20 protein-coding genes and 1 tRNA gene are annotated in these 16,451 nt (G+C 35.0%); 10 read left to right on the forward strand and 11 right to left on the reverse strand.

What is annotated here, in order from left to right; all coding sequences use genetic code 11:
• Positions 1-393 precede the first annotated feature (393 nt).
• The 3 genes from I2F89_RS13485 (at position 394) to I2F89_RS13495 (ending at position 1,861) form a co-directional block, all read left to right on the forward strand.
• Complete coding sequence (locus tag I2F89_RS13485) at positions 394-852, forward strand: GNAT family N-acetyltransferase (RefSeq protein WP_071868101.1); 459 nt, start codon at positions 394-396, stop codon at positions 850-852.
• A 205-nt stretch (positions 853-1,057) separates the two neighbouring features.
• On the forward strand, positions 1,058-1,450 hold the full coding sequence (locus tag I2F89_RS13490) for a hypothetical protein (protein WP_071868102.1): 393 nt from the start codon (positions 1,058-1,060) through the stop codon (positions 1,448-1,450).
• 213 nt (positions 1,451-1,663) lie between these two features.
• Positions 1,664-1,861, forward strand: coding sequence for a cold-shock protein (locus tag I2F89_RS13495; protein ID WP_019722950.1), 198 nt, complete (start codon positions 1,664-1,666; stop codon positions 1,859-1,861).
• 292 nt (positions 1,862-2,153) lie between these two features.
• Here the strand turns inward: I2F89_RS13495 and I2F89_RS13500 are convergent, their stop codons facing one another.
• The 3 genes from I2F89_RS13500 to I2F89_RS13510 form a co-directional block, all read right to left on the reverse strand.
• Entirely contained in the window at positions 2,154-2,594 is a 441-nt protein-coding gene (locus tag I2F89_RS13500; RefSeq protein WP_229078140.1) for a nucleoside deaminase, read from the reverse strand.
• 255 nt (positions 2,595-2,849) lie between these two features.
• Positions 2,850-3,278: an ImmA/IrrE family metallo-endopeptidase gene (locus tag I2F89_RS13505; protein WP_019722947.1), complete on the reverse strand. Its 429-nt coding sequence runs from the start codon at positions 3,276-3,278 to the stop codon at positions 2,850-2,852.
• Between the two features lie 6 nt (positions 3,279-3,284).
• The gene (locus I2F89_RS13510; RefSeq protein ID WP_010735116.1) at positions 3,285-3,647 is read right to left on the reverse strand and encodes a helix-turn-helix domain-containing protein; all 363 of its coding nucleotides are present in this window, start codon (positions 3,645-3,647) and stop codon (positions 3,285-3,287) included.
• Positions 3,648-3,963: 316 nt separating this feature from the next.
• Here I2F89_RS13510 and I2F89_RS13515 point away from each other — a divergent pair, with 316 nt between their 5' ends.
• On the forward strand, positions 3,964-4,353 hold the full coding sequence (locus I2F89_RS13515; protein ID WP_071866810.1) for a phage holin family protein: 390 nt from the start codon (positions 3,964-3,966) through the stop codon (positions 4,351-4,353).
• 143 nt (positions 4,354-4,496) lie between these two features.
• Here the strand turns inward: I2F89_RS13515 and I2F89_RS13520 are convergent, their stop codons facing one another.
• A complete protein-coding gene (locus I2F89_RS13520) occupies positions 4,497-4,646 on the reverse strand; it encodes a hypothetical protein (RefSeq protein ID WP_010735118.1) in 150 nt (49 codons plus the stop codon).
• 345 nt (positions 4,647-4,991) lie between these two features.
• Between I2F89_RS13520 and I2F89_RS13525 the strand changes: the two genes are divergently transcribed.
• Complete coding sequence (locus I2F89_RS13525) at positions 4,992-5,186, forward strand: hypothetical protein (protein WP_034687708.1); 195 nt, start codon at positions 4,992-4,994, stop codon at positions 5,184-5,186.
• A gap of 58 nt (positions 5,187-5,244) precedes the next feature.
• Here I2F89_RS13525 and I2F89_RS13530 read toward each other — a convergent pair whose 3' ends face one another.
• The 4 genes from I2F89_RS13530 to I2F89_RS13545 form a co-directional block, all read right to left on the reverse strand.
• Positions 5,245-7,044: a glycerophosphoryl diester phosphodiesterase membrane domain-containing protein gene (locus I2F89_RS13530; protein WP_177187683.1), complete on the reverse strand. Its 1,800-nt coding sequence runs from the start codon at positions 7,042-7,044 to the stop codon at positions 5,245-5,247.
• A gap of 101 nt (positions 7,045-7,145) precedes the next feature.
• On the reverse strand, positions 7,146-7,742 hold the full coding sequence (locus tag I2F89_RS13535; RefSeq protein ID WP_010735121.1) for a TVP38/TMEM64 family protein: 597 nt from the start codon (positions 7,740-7,742) through the stop codon (positions 7,146-7,148).
• A gap of 204 nt (positions 7,743-7,946) precedes the next feature.
• Entirely contained in the window at positions 7,947-8,282 is a 336-nt protein-coding gene (locus tag I2F89_RS13540) for a hypothetical protein (protein WP_176285314.1), read from the reverse strand.
• A complete protein-coding gene (locus tag I2F89_RS13545; protein ID WP_195514503.1) occupies positions 8,251-9,585 on the reverse strand; it encodes a DUF1576 domain-containing protein in 1,335 nt (444 codons plus the stop codon). Before I2F89_RS13545 ends, I2F89_RS13540 begins: the two co-directional genes overlap by 32 nt.
• A gap of 253 nt (positions 9,586-9,838) precedes the next feature.
• Between I2F89_RS13545 and I2F89_RS13550 the strand changes: the two genes are divergently transcribed.
• Entirely contained in the window at positions 9,839-10,405 is a 567-nt protein-coding gene (locus I2F89_RS13550; RefSeq protein ID WP_023519894.1) for a TetR/AcrR family transcriptional regulator, read from the forward strand.
• Between the two features lie 319 nt (positions 10,406-10,724).
• Positions 10,725-10,812, forward strand: a tRNA-Ser gene (locus tag I2F89_RS13555).
• Positions 10,813-11,027: 215 nt separating this feature from the next.
• Here I2F89_RS13555 and I2F89_RS13560 read toward each other — a convergent pair.
• Both I2F89_RS13560 and I2F89_RS13565 read right to left on the reverse strand, forming a co-directional pair.
• The gene (locus I2F89_RS13560) at positions 11,028-11,234 is read right to left on the reverse strand and encodes a hypothetical protein (RefSeq protein ID WP_071868007.1); all 207 of its coding nucleotides are present in this window, start codon (positions 11,232-11,234) and stop codon (positions 11,028-11,030) included.
• 391 nt (positions 11,235-11,625) lie between these two features.
• Positions 11,626-12,189: a hypothetical protein gene (locus I2F89_RS13565; protein ID WP_071868008.1), complete on the reverse strand. Its 564-nt coding sequence runs from the start codon at positions 12,187-12,189 to the stop codon at positions 11,626-11,628.
• A 652-nt stretch (positions 12,190-12,841) separates the two neighbouring features.
• Between I2F89_RS13565 and asnB the strand changes: the two genes are divergently transcribed.
• Positions 12,842-14,737, forward strand: a complete 1,896-nt coding sequence (asnB, locus tag I2F89_RS13570; RefSeq protein ID WP_071868009.1) for an asparagine synthase (glutamine-hydrolyzing) — start codon at positions 12,842-12,844, stop codon at positions 14,735-14,737.
• A 130-nt stretch (positions 14,738-14,867) separates the two neighbouring features.
• Here asnB and I2F89_RS13575 read toward each other — a convergent pair whose 3' ends face one another.
• Positions 14,868-15,314, reverse strand: a complete 447-nt coding sequence (locus I2F89_RS13575; protein WP_010735127.1) for a DUF2188 domain-containing protein — start codon at positions 15,312-15,314, stop codon at positions 14,868-14,870.
• Between the two features lie 217 nt (positions 15,315-15,531).
• Between I2F89_RS13575 and rpmG the strand changes: the two genes are divergently transcribed.
• Entirely contained in the window at positions 15,532-15,696 is a 165-nt protein-coding gene (gene rpmG / locus I2F89_RS13580) for a 50S ribosomal protein L33 (protein WP_373865805.1), read from the forward strand.
• Positions 15,697-15,778: 82 nt separating this feature from the next.
• The gene (locus I2F89_RS13585; protein ID WP_195514504.1) at positions 15,779-16,270 is read left to right on the forward strand and encodes a dihydrofolate reductase; all 492 of its coding nucleotides are present in this window, start codon (positions 15,779-15,781) and stop codon (positions 16,268-16,270) included.
• The last annotated feature ends 181 nt before the right edge of the window (positions 16,271-16,451 follow it).

Consider the following 16,451-nt stretch of genomic DNA (forward strand, 5'->3'; position numbering starts at 1 on the left):
TATGTTTTTTAATACCTAAAATGAAAATGGGACTGAAGAATCAATTTTGATTCATCAGTCCCATAAATTATAGAGCCGGTTTTTTTTGTTATTAGGAATAGATACGAAAATTTTGGAAACATTTGAAAAATTAAGTAAACTATTATTTAATGATCAGTAGGTAGAGATAGCAAGAATCACCATAAGTAGTTGATAAGGAATACATGAATTTTGTATCATTCATAAAATTCAAAGAATAATAGATGATTCTTCTGGCCATTAGAGAATAGATCGAACAAAAAAGAATAACTATTCTGTCACTTTATTAAGTTTTTGAAACATACAGCTATTTTTAATACGCGTAAAATCAGAAAATCAAATGCTCTTAAAGTAATTAGAAAAGAGGAAAAGTATATGAAATACGTCATTATAACCCAAGAACATTCTGATTGGCTTTCAGTAGCTCATTCTATTCGTCAATTTGAATGGAAAGCAGCAAAGTATATAGCAGAAAAAATGGAAAAACAAGAATTTACAGATTGGGAATCCGTGATTATTGCAAAAGATGGAAATCCTGTTGTAGGATTCTGTACTCTTGTAAAAAAAGACATTATTGATACGAAGGACTACACGCCTAACATTGCCACTGTTTTTGTCGCGCCAGAATATCGAGGGAAGCATATCAGCCAAAAATTAGTTGCAACAGGTGAAAATAAACTAAAGGAAATTGGTTTCGGCAGTGTATATATAACAACTCAACATGAAGGGTTATATGAAAAATGGGGTTATCAGGAAGTAGCTAAGGAAAATGATCGGTTTGGACGATTGATGCGGATATTAGAAAAAAATTTGATGAATGAAAGATCCGAATGAATAGGGTCGGTTCATACTAAGCGATTAATCAGTTATTTGAATAAGTAAAACAAGTATGCAGACATCTTTGTTCGTATTTATTGAACATTGATTTGTCGTTTTCGTAAGCTCATTCTTAGTAAAAATCATGGGAAATTCAATATGTTTTTCACATATTATTTGTAAGATTAAGCGAATTCAAAAATACTGATAGGAGAATTTTTTCATGAAGAGAATTTTAGTGATTGTTTTAGGTATAACTGTGTTATTAAGTGGGAGTATGTTTTGGAATAGTAAAGATGTGGCAGCAAAGGAACAAAGTGGCACTTACCTTCTAGGGTGTACCATGAGAATAGAAGGAAAACAGTATAAATGGAGAGAAGCGTCATTTGGTGGTACGAACAGAGGATATGAAATCAACCCAGGGAAATATCGCTACCAATTAAGTCCAAATCCACATAAAGATCCTTGGTATAATAAAAACCAACTGAAGTTTTATAACCAAGGTGCTGATCAAATCGAAAAACAGGCAAATGAAGAGAAATGGCAGAGCAAAGGATGGCCTGATACTATCAAAAATATTACGATCCATGGTATTGAGTACACATTGACAAAATAAAAATGTGAATGGTACAAATTTATGCTACTAGAATGATGAATCAAAAGAATAAGCGTAAATGTTTGTATTCTTAGGTAATACATGGTATATTAAATAAGTAATCTAATTTGAAACGTAATCTGAGCGATATATTCACACTATAAAAACTCCTTTTACCAAGTAATGTTAATTGCAACAAAACACGTATGATCTACGTAATAGGAGGAAATATATATGAATAACGGTACAGTAAAATGGTTTAACTCAGACAAAGGTTTTGGATTTATCACTGGTGAAGATGGACAAGATGTGTTTGCACATTTTTCAGCTATCCAAGGTGAAGGCTTTAAGACTTTAGATGAAGGCCAAGCAGTTACTTTTGATATTGAAGATGGTCAACGTGGACCACAAGCAGTAAATATCAATAAATAATTCAATAGACGAATTTGAACCATCTCCTTGTGAGATGGTTTTTTTGTTATTAAAAAGTCATAAGAGGAAAACTATATGGACTACTTGATCTTGGCAAATAGATAGTCCATCTGGCTAAAAGGGGCTAACTATAAGGAAAATGATTGATTTAGACAGTTGGTGCAGGTGATAGAAAAGAATTTAATAGGAAAAGTATAATAAAAAATTGTCATAAGATTTTATTATTTTTTTAGATTCAAAACGAATAAATCCGAGACAAAATTTTACTTAACTATTTATTAAACTACAATAGTTAAGTAAAATAATCTTTAATATCATCAATCATAAAGTCTTTGATCAATGAAACATCGTGAATGTAAGAGCCTTTTTTAAGAACCTCTTCGCAAGAAATGAAAGACCAGTTTTCTTCTTTACCTCGGTAAGTTGGATTATTCGAATAGACAACTCCATCTATACCTGCCCAAATAATCACTGAGCTACACAAAGGACATGGTTCAAAAGTGCTATATAACCAATAACCCTCAGGTAATATATGTGTTTTTAATTGCTTACACGCACTTCTGAGGGCGTTTACTTCAGCGTGAGAAGTGGGATCATGATTATCTAAGACAGTAGTTTTTCCGATGGATATAATCATATTATTGTTGTCTACAACAGCAGCAACGATGGAATGATCTTGCTTTTGTAACTGAATCAATTTATGCATGATACTTTTTTGAGGATGAAAATTCATAGTACATTCTCCTGAAATTTTATAAAGATATTGTAGCATATTTTTTGTTGATGAAAGAAAAAAGCAGAATCGGTGATGAAGAAAAAAAACAGTAAGCAAATCGCTTACTGTTTTTAATAAAAATGATTTGTCCCTACGAAGGTAGTCATATTATATCGAATTTTACTTTTTCTAAAATTTATTATTTTGACTTTTATAGAAAAAAATATAAAACTACAAGACTTTTAGAAAAAAAGACCTGTAGCTTATTCTGTATTAAATCAAAAACCGATAACAACTCTCTGGAAGGCCATAAAGTCTTGTCAGCTCTTCCACTTCTCTTGGGTAAGTTTCAGTATCTTCTTTGTACAAGGAAACGATCAAATTCGAAGCAAAGCAGTTGGCTTCGCTTTCAGATTTGCTTCTTGAATTTCTAGAGGACACATAGTAACTAGATATTTCCCGATGGAACAAAGCATGTCCAAGTTCATGGGCACAAATGTAAAAACGTTCTTCTGATTCTTTCAGTGAGTTGTTCAATAAAATAATAGGGGAGCCTAATAGTTCTTGAAACTGTCCTTTTGGATTATCGAGAAAAGAAACATATCTGATTTCTATTCCTAATTTTTCAGCAATCACAAAAGGATTGGCGGTATCATAGGTACGCTTCAGTTCGCTTACTAGTTTGATAATATCCATCTCCATATATGCTCACTTCTCTTTGCCGCGTTTTCGAAATTCCCAGAAAAGTCCCGTCAATACATCTTTTACACGTTGCTTTTCCTGTTCTGTCAAAGTTTCTCCACCATACGCCATGTTGACATTTGAATTGAGCATTTTGTCTAACTCAAATAAATCATCTTTATTTGCCCATTTCGGCGCTTGGTTGCTGCCCAATAAGAAATCAGTTGTTACCCCAAAATAATCTGCAACTTTTTTTAAATTTTCCGACTTTGGTGAAACACGATCCCATCTTCTGATCTGGCCATTAGAGATTCCTACGGCACGTTCGACTTCAGCAAAGGTTACTTTTTTTTCTTCTGCTAATTGTTTGATTCGCGCAACGAGTGTCATAAGGAACCACCTTTCTTGATATTTTGATAGCATAAAAGTTATTATAGTTGACAATTAGCTTTTAAGCTATTATAGTTTGCTTATAGATTGATTCAATTGTTTGAAAAGTGAAGAATACAGTCACTTAAAAGTTCTTTCAATCGATCATATTAAGATAAAGCGTATTCTTTTTATTTCTAATGACTTTATAATAGCTTAAAAGTTATTTGGTGTCAAAGATGATGAACATTGAATTCTAATTAACAATGTAGTAGCAGGTTGCGATGGGTAAGGATAAACAAAGGTTAGGTATTCCATAAAGTGGAGGGTGAGCAAAATGATTGTAGAGAATGCTGTGGTATTGAATGAGTTTAGAAATCTTGTAAATAATGTGTACATTCAGATTTTTGTATTGATTCTATGTCTTGATTTTATTAGCGGTATCTGTCTGAAAACAGGGAAAAAGAAACGATTTAAACGTTCTGTGATGAAAGATGTGATCAAATATTTACTGATTTTCCTTATTGTTATGATTGCTTATCCCTATCTAAAGATTACAGGATTTGAAGCAATTGGTATTGCTTTGGTGTTCTCGTATTCTGCCATCTATGGCTTGTCTGTTATTGAAAATCTAAGGAAACTAGGAATACCTGTACCTGATTTTGTTAAAGTACGTTTGAAAAAATGGCGTGATTTCTCAGAGGAGCAGGGGAAGTACAAAAAATGATCGAGAGGATTTTCTTAAAAAGTACTGCAAGGATATTCTTATTATTTGGAGCAAACAAAAAAGACGTTTCTATGGCTCGTTTAGCCAAAAACGTCTTTTAATTCTCTATAGAATTATCAGCTGACATGAAAAGGGAACACTCCTTAGTTAGATTCGTGTAGCGCTTTTACTGCTTGCTCAATGGTGATCCCATAAGCGATGTGTTGTTCGTTCATTGCATCGATTGCCATGAAGCGATTCGTTGAACTATCAAATGCTACACGATAGCTGATGCTTGTTTTTGTGAATGTCATAGATATTTCTCCTTTCATTGGTATTTGTGTATTCATGAAATTTTTCATAAAACTTCCGAATACACCTTAAGTTTAGCACCATTCTAAAATTTGGGCAATCAATGTGCTATAAGATAGCTGTTGCTAGTTTACTTGAAATTAATTCTCTGAAATTCCCATCAATAATCCAATCATTAATAAGATAAATATACCAGTTTGAATATAGACCATCATTATTCACCTCTTTAAGCCCAGTGTATCTCTTTTTTGGTTTGGACTCACGAACAGTGGGGGATAATGTTCAAACAAAATTGTCATATTTTGGGTTGAAATGACTGGAATAATAGCAAAACAGGAATCAAAATAGTGAAAATTGAAAGCGTTGAGCAAACACTTGCTTTGAGATATTTCGCAAACTTCATTATAATAAAAGAAAGGGGGCGAATCGCTATGCAAAAAAGAAAAAATTCTGGTAAATTAAGCATTTTTCTAGCAGTTATATCTGCTATACCTGCTGTTTTAGCAGTCGTTCGAGCTATTAAGGAATCAAAGCAAAGATAAACTAAATAAAACGTGTCGCTTACTTATCCGATGGGATAGTGAGCGACACGTTTTTATATTAACCAACACCTAGAACAAAGTTTAATAACTTGTCTGAGTAAGTAATTTCTCCTTCTGACTCTCTGACCGTATCATTCAATGCTTGCATATCATCTGTAATAATACCATCTACACCATAAAACATCATTCGGCTCATGTCGTCTGAATCATTAGGTGTCCATACATAGACTTTCTTACCATCCTGATGGGCAGAATCAATAAAGTTACGATTGATCGTGCTGTACTCCATGGTTAAGAAATCCGCAGGTGTTACTGGAGGGCCAACTAGATTAAAAGGCAAAATGTAGCCAACATAAAAATTGGGGTTTTCAGCTTTTAGATCTGAGACTGTTTGATAAGTCAAACTTTGTAAAATATGTCCATGTATTAAAATAGTTTCTTCATATTTTTTAACAAAGTTTTTGACTAAATTATCCGAATCTTTTCGAGTCGTTTTGATTTCGATCAACAACTTCTGGTTCAATTCATTTGCTCGTTTTAAATACGTATCGAATGAAACCAATGGTTCTTTGGCACCATTTTCAGTCACAGTCAATTTTTCCAGTTCTGCTAAAGTTAGGTCTTGCGGTGCTTTATTGACTCCAGTCAAATTTCTTAAATTGAAATCATGCATGACCACGAATTGACCATCTTTTGTTTCTTGGATGTCCATTTCTACATAATCTGGATGATAATCTTTGCTCGTCTTTTCTAGTGCAGCAATCGTATTTTGTGCGCTGTTCCCTAAGCTAACGCCACGATGGGAAATCGTTAAAGGTTTTGTTTCAGAAGCAGATGTCAGGTAATTCATATTGTAAATACAAACACCAACACCAAAGAAAACAGCAAATAAAGTAAACGCAGTATTTTTTAAAGCTGTGTGTTTTTTGGGCACTTCTTGTGAAGAGAACCAGCTGGGAATATCTGGTAAGAAACCTTCATCATCCATAAAGTCTACAATGACGTAAAAAATTCCGACGGTAGACATCACAATATTGAACAAAAGAACGCCTTGTAAGAGTGTCATGGCAAAAACAGCACTAATCAATGAGTAATCGGAGAAATATTCCTCAACAAAGATCTGACCTGACAAGATTGCCAAGTAACTGATTGTTGAAATCAATAAAATCGTACCACTGATCACTAAAAATTGACCTGAAATCGCAAAAAAACGTGCTTTGGTCAAACGCCAACTCTCACGGATCGCTTCACGAAAAGGGCGATCTCTTAAAATCATTTCAGGTAATGCAAAGATTAAACGAATCCCGATATAGCCGAGGAAGACATAGACAAGTAGAAAAGAACTTACGATGATCCAGCGGTTAGTGAAAATAAAATCCATAATAAATGCAGGAATTTTTATTTTAGAAAGTAAGTCTGAATTAAAACTTAATCCGCTGATTGGTAAAATCAAAAAAAAGTAAGCTAAGAAAAATAAAAAAATCATCGGACGAACTTTTTTTATTTGTCGGATGGTCAACTGCAATAATTGCTTCAATGAAATTGGTTCTTGTTTTTTGATGAAATAAACACTCATTAGCAAAAAAGTAAACTCAAAATAGACTAAGAGCAAAATCAACAATAAGACAGCAATCAAGGAGAAGAAAACTCCTGGATGTTGCGAAATCAGTGTGGGGATATTATCCGTTGAAAGATAATCGATCGACCCACGTTGTAAAATCAAGCGTGTCATACTACCAAGCAAAGGCAAACAAATAAACAAAATAAACCCATGCATCAGAACTACATCACGAAAATAAGCTTGTGTTCCTTTAAGGAAGTCCCAAGCATTTCCTAAACTTCGTTTTAAATAAACGATCATTATTATCACCTACTCCTAACATTATAGCGCAAAAAACATAAAAAAGGAGTACTGCAGGAATCTTTCATTGCAGTACTCACAGTGTATCTATTAAGAAATTATCCTAACAAGCCAGTCAGGAAGTTACCACCATAAATCAATGCCATGCTGTACAAAAAGATCGATAAGGGTTTAGCAATCAAAATAATCAACGTGTATTTTTTGACTGAGATATTTGTCAAGCCAGCCATTAAACACAAGGCATCGTCTGGTGCTACTGGTAAGAAGATCGCTAGCGCAAAAAGCTTTTCAAAACGACTTTGGTTTTCTAACCAACCAATATATTTGTCATATGTTTTATCACTAATCATCGACAGGATAAATGGTTTTCCATATTTTCTACCTAATAGGAAAATAATGATCGAACCGATACAAATACCAACGTAATTATAGATAAAGCCAGCGTAAGGACCAAAAATCAGGACACCTGCTGCGGTGCTGATCCCCCCAGGAATGATCGGTATAACGACTTGCAGTATTTGGATCAAGATAAAGATTATCGGTCCTAAAATAATTGAATCACCTACAAGACCTCTTAATGCGTTCAAATCTTTAAAGACGCCTAGATTAATAAAATAAATCGTAAGTGCAATTGAAAAACCAATACCGATGATCGATATAATATTCATTAATTTACGTGATACTGCAACGTTCATCCCTAGTCAACTCCTTCGAGGTTTTCATCTGATAATTGTATTTTACCTGAAAAGCGTAACTGCGCGCCACTATTTCAAGTGAGAAACAACAAACAATTTTGTAAGTTCAAACCAAGTATAGAGGATGAAACAAAATAAAACATCCATCTAGAGTCTTATTTACTTAATTTTATGATCTATAAAAGGTTCATGGCTATTTCACATTTAAATTCGGCGAAAAATCTTGATGTTTAAAATTGGCGAATCATACATGATTTCTACATCATCGATCAGATTCCCAAGTAATCGATAGGATTCTTGGCCATGAGAAGGGGTGCCTAGCAACTCGTGGTAATAGATCTCCATACTAGGATCTCTAGGTGTATTCAACAGTGAGGCCAATGTATTCAAATCTTTTGGCGGATTTTTTGTTGTTCCTTGGAATTCGATATATAGTCCTTCATCTGTATACTCTAAGCCAATACGAATCTCCTTGATCTCGTGTTCGTAAAGATACGTGAGAAATTCATCAATGATCCTCTTTGATAGTTCTTTTTCCATTTCCATGTGCGTTCTTTCCCTTCCCGGTAAACGTAAAATTTTCTAGGATAGGCACTAGTATACCAGCAATAAATCCCGTTGAAAACCCACTATTATATAGATTCAATCCTCCATGCAAGTTACTGAGATTATGGACAAGAGTAATATGTAAAAAGCCTGCAATCACTCCATAAACGCCGCCATAAAATCCACTGATCGGGGCAAGCCCTGTACCGAAAATCGCAGCTACGAGCATGGTCGTATCGGTCATATCATGCATCGTTCCTAATATTGAGGCAATGTAGATACCAATCAAAATCGGAAAACAATTTTTAACATGACTTCCGAATGAGCTGAAACCAGCCACTGAGATGATTCCTCCCACCACAGGCCCATTTAGCACACCACCGATCAGCAAGACGTAAGACATCAATAACAAGCCAACCAAGCCCATATTGATCAAGGTGGCGCCGATACCTGATGTGCCGATGAAATCTGTTGTTAGTTTTCCAGAAGACTCAAAGATTTCACGTAATCCTTTCAATTTGAATGCGTTAAAGAAGAAGCCACAAACAGCGGTTGATAAAAAGAATAAAAAGATGATCCAAGTCAATTCGTGGTGGTAATCAGTCGAAAGAATCGAGTGTACTTCGATCGAATAACTAAATTGCCGAAGAATACCTGTTACCAACATAGCAATCAACCCTGAAGTAAAACCAATATTATAAAGTGTAAAACCACGATGAAAGGTCAGAGTCTGAACAGCTAGGATCGGCAATAAAAAACCAACGATCAAACCGGCTAAATTACCCAAGAAAGCACCTTGAAGGATTGGTAAACCCATCCCGAACGTAATATAGCTGACAACTGGAGAGAGTGCACTACCAAATAAGCCAATCATTACATATTGAGAAAATGGTTTGTGCATAAAATAGGCATATAAATAAACACCGAGGATAATGGAGATGGAATTGTATAGATTTTTCCCAAAGAATGAAAAACCCGCGACAGTCAATATGGAAGCAAACATCGCAGCATTCAACATGACTTTATGGCGATAGGCGAGTAACACAGAAGAGAGTGTAAGTAAGCCTACATTCATAAATGCGCTTCCAAATCCGCCTAAAGCAATATAATCAGTCAAGAGATTACTTGGAGAGGTCATGATGACCGTTAGTCCAACAAGATTATTTGTCAAAGAATCACTGAGCAAGCCAATAATCAAAAAAAACAATCCTGAAAAAATAAGGTAAAAATAGTTTTTCCTTTGAGAAATGATTCTTTTTTTAGGATGAATATAAATAACGTCACTTTTATTCTTCATTACACACCTTCTTTTCCTTTTTATTTAACTATAACTTGAAAGAAAACTTTAGGTCAACTTAAATTCAACACAAAATCAAAAATTGTAAGGGGAAACAAATTACGTAAAAAAATATTTAGAAAATTGAGAAAACCAATAAAAAACACATATATGCTTTAAAATATAACAATTTAGGTATATTATTTGCAAAAATTGATCAATATCGGTTAAAATAAAAGAACAGAGACTGTAGCATGAAGTGGGGGAGTTTATTATGAGAAGAAAAGTCTATACGAAGGATCAAATTCTGAAAGCTGCATATGAAGTTGTTGCTAAAGAAGGATTTAAAGGTTTCACTGCACGAAATATCGCGAAGAAGATGGGGATATCTACCCAACCGATTTACTTAGAGTTCAAAAATATGGAAGATTTAAAAAATACGCTATTAGATGTTATCTTCCAACAGTTAGAAGAAGAAGTGTTTCCTGTAGAGCGTACAGGAGATAAAATCATCGATTTAGGATTGAATTATATTTATTTCGCTAAGAAAAACCATAGCCTTTATATGGCTTTATATATCGATGAGCATGGAAATGGTCAAAAGATGCATGATTTTTCTTATAATTATTTCCGCAAGTTATTAAAAGAGGACGCACGTTATAAAGATTTATCGGAAGAATATATCGATGCACTGCATACTGGTACTTGGGTAACTATCACTGGTATCGCTTCATTGATGTCTTCTAGTATCATGCATCCTACAGAAGAGCAAATCATCTCGATCATCAAAACGACGGTCGATTCCGTACTTGCAATTGAAAATCCAGAAAAAATACGCTAATTGCCACATCATGAGGTTGTGACAAAAGTGTTTAGCCTCGAGAAATAAAGCGCCATCCACGAAATTTGTTCTTCAAATTTATGTGGATGGCGCCTTATTTTTTCGAAGAGGTTACCGCCGTTTATTCAGTTGTAGATGGTGCGAGAGGATGAATATTGCATAAGCTACTTTATTCTTAGCGAATAACTTGAACAGTGTTCTTGGATTTAAACATAACAGTTATGGTATTTAAATGACCAGTTTACAAAACAAACAAGATTAACAAGAGTGCATAATACCTCTTGACATTTTTAGAAAAAAGATTAAAAATAGTAGGCATGGAAGGTTGGCAGAGTGGTAATGCACCGGACTCGAAATCCGGCGAACCGGCTAACACCGGCGCGCAGGTTCAAATCCTGTACCTTCCTTATATACCAACAGTTAGACACGATTTAGGTCGTGTCTAACTGTTGTATTTTTACCCTAAAATATTTTTTGACTCCCCTTTTGGTACTCCTTTTATACTTTTACATACTCCTTTCATATGATTTTTGAATTTTCAAACATGATCGATTTTATGTATAAATAAAGTTCTCTGTAAAAATAAAGAGACAACAAGGGACAGCCTAGTTATTTCTTGCAATCAATCGTTATGACAGTCTTTGCAGCAGTGAGAACAACCATCGAAACTTTTGGATGTGTGGGTTGTGCTTGCTTGATGTAGTGCTTCTTCACATGTAGAAAATACGCCAATAAAAAGTGCATCTTCTGGACAATGCGTACATGAGATCACGTGGACTTCGTGATTTCCTCGATCATCTGTGTTTTTGTTAAAATAATAAATTGCCATCTCTATCTACCATCCTGATTTATTTCAACGTTTTGCTCGTTGATAATTTGATTATACTGGATGGTTGAGTGAGCATGAGGATTATTTTTTCACTATGATGGAATAGGTTGTTTTAAAAAATTCATGAAATAAGCAGGATAGAAGAAAAAATTTTATAAAAGTAGTGATTGCCCATTTTGATTTTTATGTTATCGGGGTTCCAGTGACTTTTTGGATTGCAATATGAAAATCGGTGACCTTCGTTTCTTGGGCAAACAATAAAAATTTATTTACAAGAAGATAAGCGCAGAAATCCAAATGGTGGTGTAGTCTTTTTTGGGTTGTGCGCTTGTTTTCTTGTATTCAAGTAATCTGTTCTCTTTTTTGATATAGATTTTCTATTTATCTGAAATCAACTAATATAGCCATGATTTTTTAAGGATTTTTGATGTTCGCAAGGTGTTCCAACGATCGTGAAAGGAGTTATTTTAGTCGTCGTCGTTTGGCCATTCCATTCATAGGCGTAATTTCTGCCACTCCAATTCGTGTCGCAAGCGAAACAGTGATATTCTACCTCTATTCGTCCAGTTGGGTCTTCTGCTTGAATCCAGCCGATTGACTGAGCGGTGCCATTCGTGATATTCGCTTGATTTAGATCCCAATCATAAGGATCTGAGCTAAAGGCGGTCAATGGTGTAGCAGGTGTATTTAATGCTTTTTCCAAAATTGGATCTTGTGTTTGTCCTTGTTCTGCAGGTGTTTGATTTACCAGCTGTTGATCATTTGAGCTTGTTGTTTCTGTTGTAGTTAATGAACGTTCGGTACTTTTTGTCTGTGAAGTATTCGTGGCTTTTTGAATTGTCGTGTTTTGGATTTCTGGTGCAAATAACGGGAATAGCATGATACCTAATATAAATGCTCCAATAATAGTTGTTACCCCTAACAATATCCCTAATAGTACTTTTCCGATTTTCATGTTGATCCTTCCTAACTTTAAAATAAAATATGTTCTTAAATTGAGCATCTCCGAAATTCGTTTTTTCGTCAAGTGATTTGATAGCAGGTTATAGTTATTGTATATTGATTTTTATTTCTTGAAATTTACCTATTCTACAAAGTGAAGCAGGTAGTACAAAGAGATACTCAGTTATTTTCAAATGAAATAAAAGGTGAATATAAAGTTTTTTTATATATTGTGCTGAGTAATTCTCACTTCTACCAAACAGAATAACGTACTTTTTTTCTCGCATGATGATTTTCTTACATGCCGACGTAAAAGACAGTGATGGATAAAAGGTATCCTATCAAAGCGCAAACAACGAAGATTTTAGATTGAAATAAAAAATGAAATCGCTTGTTATTTTGAAGATATATGTCTACAAAAATCTCCCTATTTATGAATAACATGAAATATTTGTAAACTATAGGAGAATCCAGTAGCTTCCTAGGATAAAACATGTTAAATTAATTGTTGAGTCTACTTTTTTTAAAGATAGAGATTTTTCATTTTATTTGTTTTCATGTGACGAAATTGTAAGAGTGAAAATCATTCATTCTGAATGCCTTCCTGTGATAAGATTCATGTGGACATAATAATGGAATAGTAATTTTAGTAGGATGTGAAATAAATGTGCGGAATCGTAGGATTTGTTAATAACAAAGATAATAAAAAAGCAATCATCAATGACATGATGGATCGCATCATTCACCGCGGACCGAATAGTTCAGGTGAATACATTGATCGTGATGTGGCTTTGGGTTTTAGACGTCTAAGTATTATTGACTTAGAAGGGGGCACACAGCCCATTTACAATGAAGACCAAACAAAAATCATTATTTTTAATGGAGAAATCTACAACTATCAACCACTTAGAAAAGAATTGATCGATGCAGGTCATATTTTCAAAACTCATGCAGATACAGAAGTTTTATTACATGGCTATGAAGAATGGGGAACTGAGTTATTGCAAAAAGTACGTGGGATGTTTGCTTTTGCGATTTGGGATAATGAGAAAAAAGAATTATTCGGTGCAAGAGACCATTTTGGGATCAAACCGTATTACTATGCTGAAATGAACGGAACTTTGATGTTTGGTTCTGAAATCAAGAGTTTTTTACCACATCCAGATTTCAATAAAGAATTGAATCGGGAAGCATTGAAACCATATATGACGTTCCAATATTCTCCTTTAAATGGAGAAACGTTCTTTAAAGGCGTCTATCGTTTACCAGAAGGTCATTATTTCACTTACAAAGATGGCCACATGGATATCCAACAGTATTGGGATGCGAACTTTGAAGAAAAAGGCACACAAAGCCGTCAAGAATGGATCGATCAAATTGATGACACAGTGAAAGCATCGATCGAAGCACACACGATCAGTGATGTGGAAGTTGGCTCGTTCTTATCAAGTGGGGTCGATTCAAGTTATGTGACTTCTGTTTTGAAACCAGACCATTCATTCTCAATAGGCTTTGATGATAAAACTTATAATGAAGCAATCGAGGCACGTAAATTAACAGAAATGCTTGACTTGGATAACACCGCAGCTGTCATTGATGGAGACATGTCCTTTAAGGCTTTCCCTTTGATTCAATATCATTTAGATGAACCAGATTCTAATCCATCTTGTGTACCGTTGTATTTCTTAGCGAATCTTGCGGCACAAAGTGTACGAGTCGTTCAATCTGGCGAAGGGGCAGATGAATTATTTGCTGGCTATCAATCATATGGCTTCCACACAAATTCAAAATTTATCCGAGTGATTGCTCAAGGATTGAAAAAATTACCGAAAGGCACTCGCTATAACTTAGGTAGAAAAATCGGTAAGATGCGTAATTTCCATGGTAGGATCCATTTATATGAATCATTAGCGCCTGCCAAAGAATATTTTATCGGACATGCACGGATCTTTGAAGAAAACGAAGCGGCCAACCTGTTGACGCCAGAATTTCAACAAGCCCCAACAGTCAAAGAAATCATGGCAGAACATTATGCGAAAACTGAAGGAATCCAAGACGAGATCAACAAGATGCAATATGTTGACTTACACCAATGGATGCCAAAAGATATTTTGTTAAAAGCCGATAAACTTTCAATGGCAAGTTCACTGGAAGTGCGGGTACCACTTCTTGATATCGAAGTAATGAAATTAGCGCAACAAATCCCAAGTAAGTATTTATTGAATCAAAACAATACGAAAGATGTCTTTAGACAAGCTGCGAACAAGCATCTGCCTGAAGAATGGTCAAATCGTGTAAAACTTGGTTTCCCTGTACCGATCAAAGCTTGGCTGAAAGAAGAACATGGCTATCACCAAGTAAAAGAATTATTTGAAGCTGATTTTGCGAAAGAGTTCTTTGATCAAGCGAAAATCATCCAATTACTTGATGACCATCATGAAGGTAGAAGTGAAGAACAACGTAAGATTTGGACGATTTTCAGTTTCTTGACGTGGTACAAAGTTTATTTTGTGGATGAAACGATTCCTCAAGCTGAACCGATCCAATATGTAACAGTTTAGACGATCCAACGATGTTTCTATTGAACGCAAAAACGAAGAGTGCCGATCCATAATGGGTAGACTCTTCGTTTTTTTTTTGCCGTAAATCGGAATGAGTTGATTTTTTATTCAAAGGGACGATAATATACAATCAGTAATGGACTTCTCGCTCGAATGTGCCATCTTTTTTATAGATCATTAAGGATGTTTCTTTATTACGAGCTACTTCTTTTCCTTTTTCAATGGCATCTTCTTTATGATCGAAGTGATTGCTTGCTTTTTCAGCGCCTTTAGAGCGAACGATCCAATGATCTTCTTCGAATTTGACTTCGACTGTGGCGTCTAATAATTTAGCTGCTCGCGGATTGCTATCATGCTTGTCATTTTTTTGTGGATTTTTCTCTTTTGAGAAAGCTTTCTTCTCTTTCTCATCTGCACTTTCCACCCATTCTTTCGCTTGACTGATTGCGATCGGGATTGCTCGATCATCAGGATAACCTTCATCTAAAAGCGCATTGCCGATATCGATTGCTTTCTTTTTGGTCAACTCTTCCAAGTTCTTCATGGCTGGTGGGAAATCTTTCATATTCCAAGGCATAGTTAACTCCTCCTAAAAGAATAATTGATTTTACTACTATAACAAGTGTAATCTCAACTTGGTAAAAAGAAAAATCATCTGTTTCAATTTTTCCTGAGCTTGTTTTTTGCTCGTCAAGTAGAACTACTTAACAAAATCGTCAAAAAGGCTAGCAATCTGATAAAAATCATGGTAAGATAATCAAGTCTGAGAGTCATCTTAGAGGATTCTAGTATAAATGGGAGGGAAAATCATGCGCGTAAACATTACTTTAGAGTGTACTTCTTGTAAAGAACGTAACTACCTAACTAACAAAAACAAACGTAACAATCCTGATCGTTTGGAAAAGCAAAAATATTGCCCACGCGAACGTAAAGTTACTTTGCACCGCGAAACAAAATAATATGTCTAAAAAAGTTTGGGTCTGTACCCAAGCTTTTTTATTTTTAGTATAATCAAGTAGTAGATGAAAGGAGCGAGTCAAAATGTTTATTTCCATGTGGGCCCAAGACAAGAATGGATTGATCGGTAAAGATGGGTTATTGCCTTGGCGTTTGCCAAATGATATGCGTTTTTTCAGAGAACATACGGTGGATCGTTTATTAGTGATGGGGCGTAAAACATACGAAGGCATGGGCGACCTATCTCTTCCTTATCGCCACATCATCGTGTTGACTACCCAAGAAGATTTTGAGGTCAAAGAAAATGCAGAAGTCATGCATTCGATCGATGAATTATTGGCTTTTGCTGAGACTGTTTCAGAAGATATTTATGTTTCTGGTGGAAGTCGGATCTTTCAAGAATTATTGCCCCAGACTGGGATTATTTGGCGAACACTGATCGATGGTGAGTTTGATGGAGATACGTATATTGGAGAGATCGACTTTAGTGATTTTGAACTAGCAGAAGAACATATCGGTATCACGGATCAAGAAAACCATCATGCGCATCGCTTCCAAAAATGGGTAAGAAAGTAAGTTCTGATCATTGATGTATAAAATGAATGAGTGAAAGAAATAAAGGGAGATGTTCAAGATCATGGGAGCATCTTTTTTTTGTCTTTTTTATTGAGAAACAGCTAAGTCAAGCGAGGGTTGCTCCTTAAGATTTAGCTGTTTTTTGTGTTGTATAAAGAACATATAAAGAAATTTCTTGAAT

Source organism: Enterococcus sp. 1001283B150225_161107_E12, assembly GCF_015556925.1.
In the GTDB taxonomy this organism is placed as follows: domain Bacteria; phylum Bacillota; class Bacilli; order Lactobacillales; family Enterococcaceae; genus Enterococcus_B; species Enterococcus_B mundtii.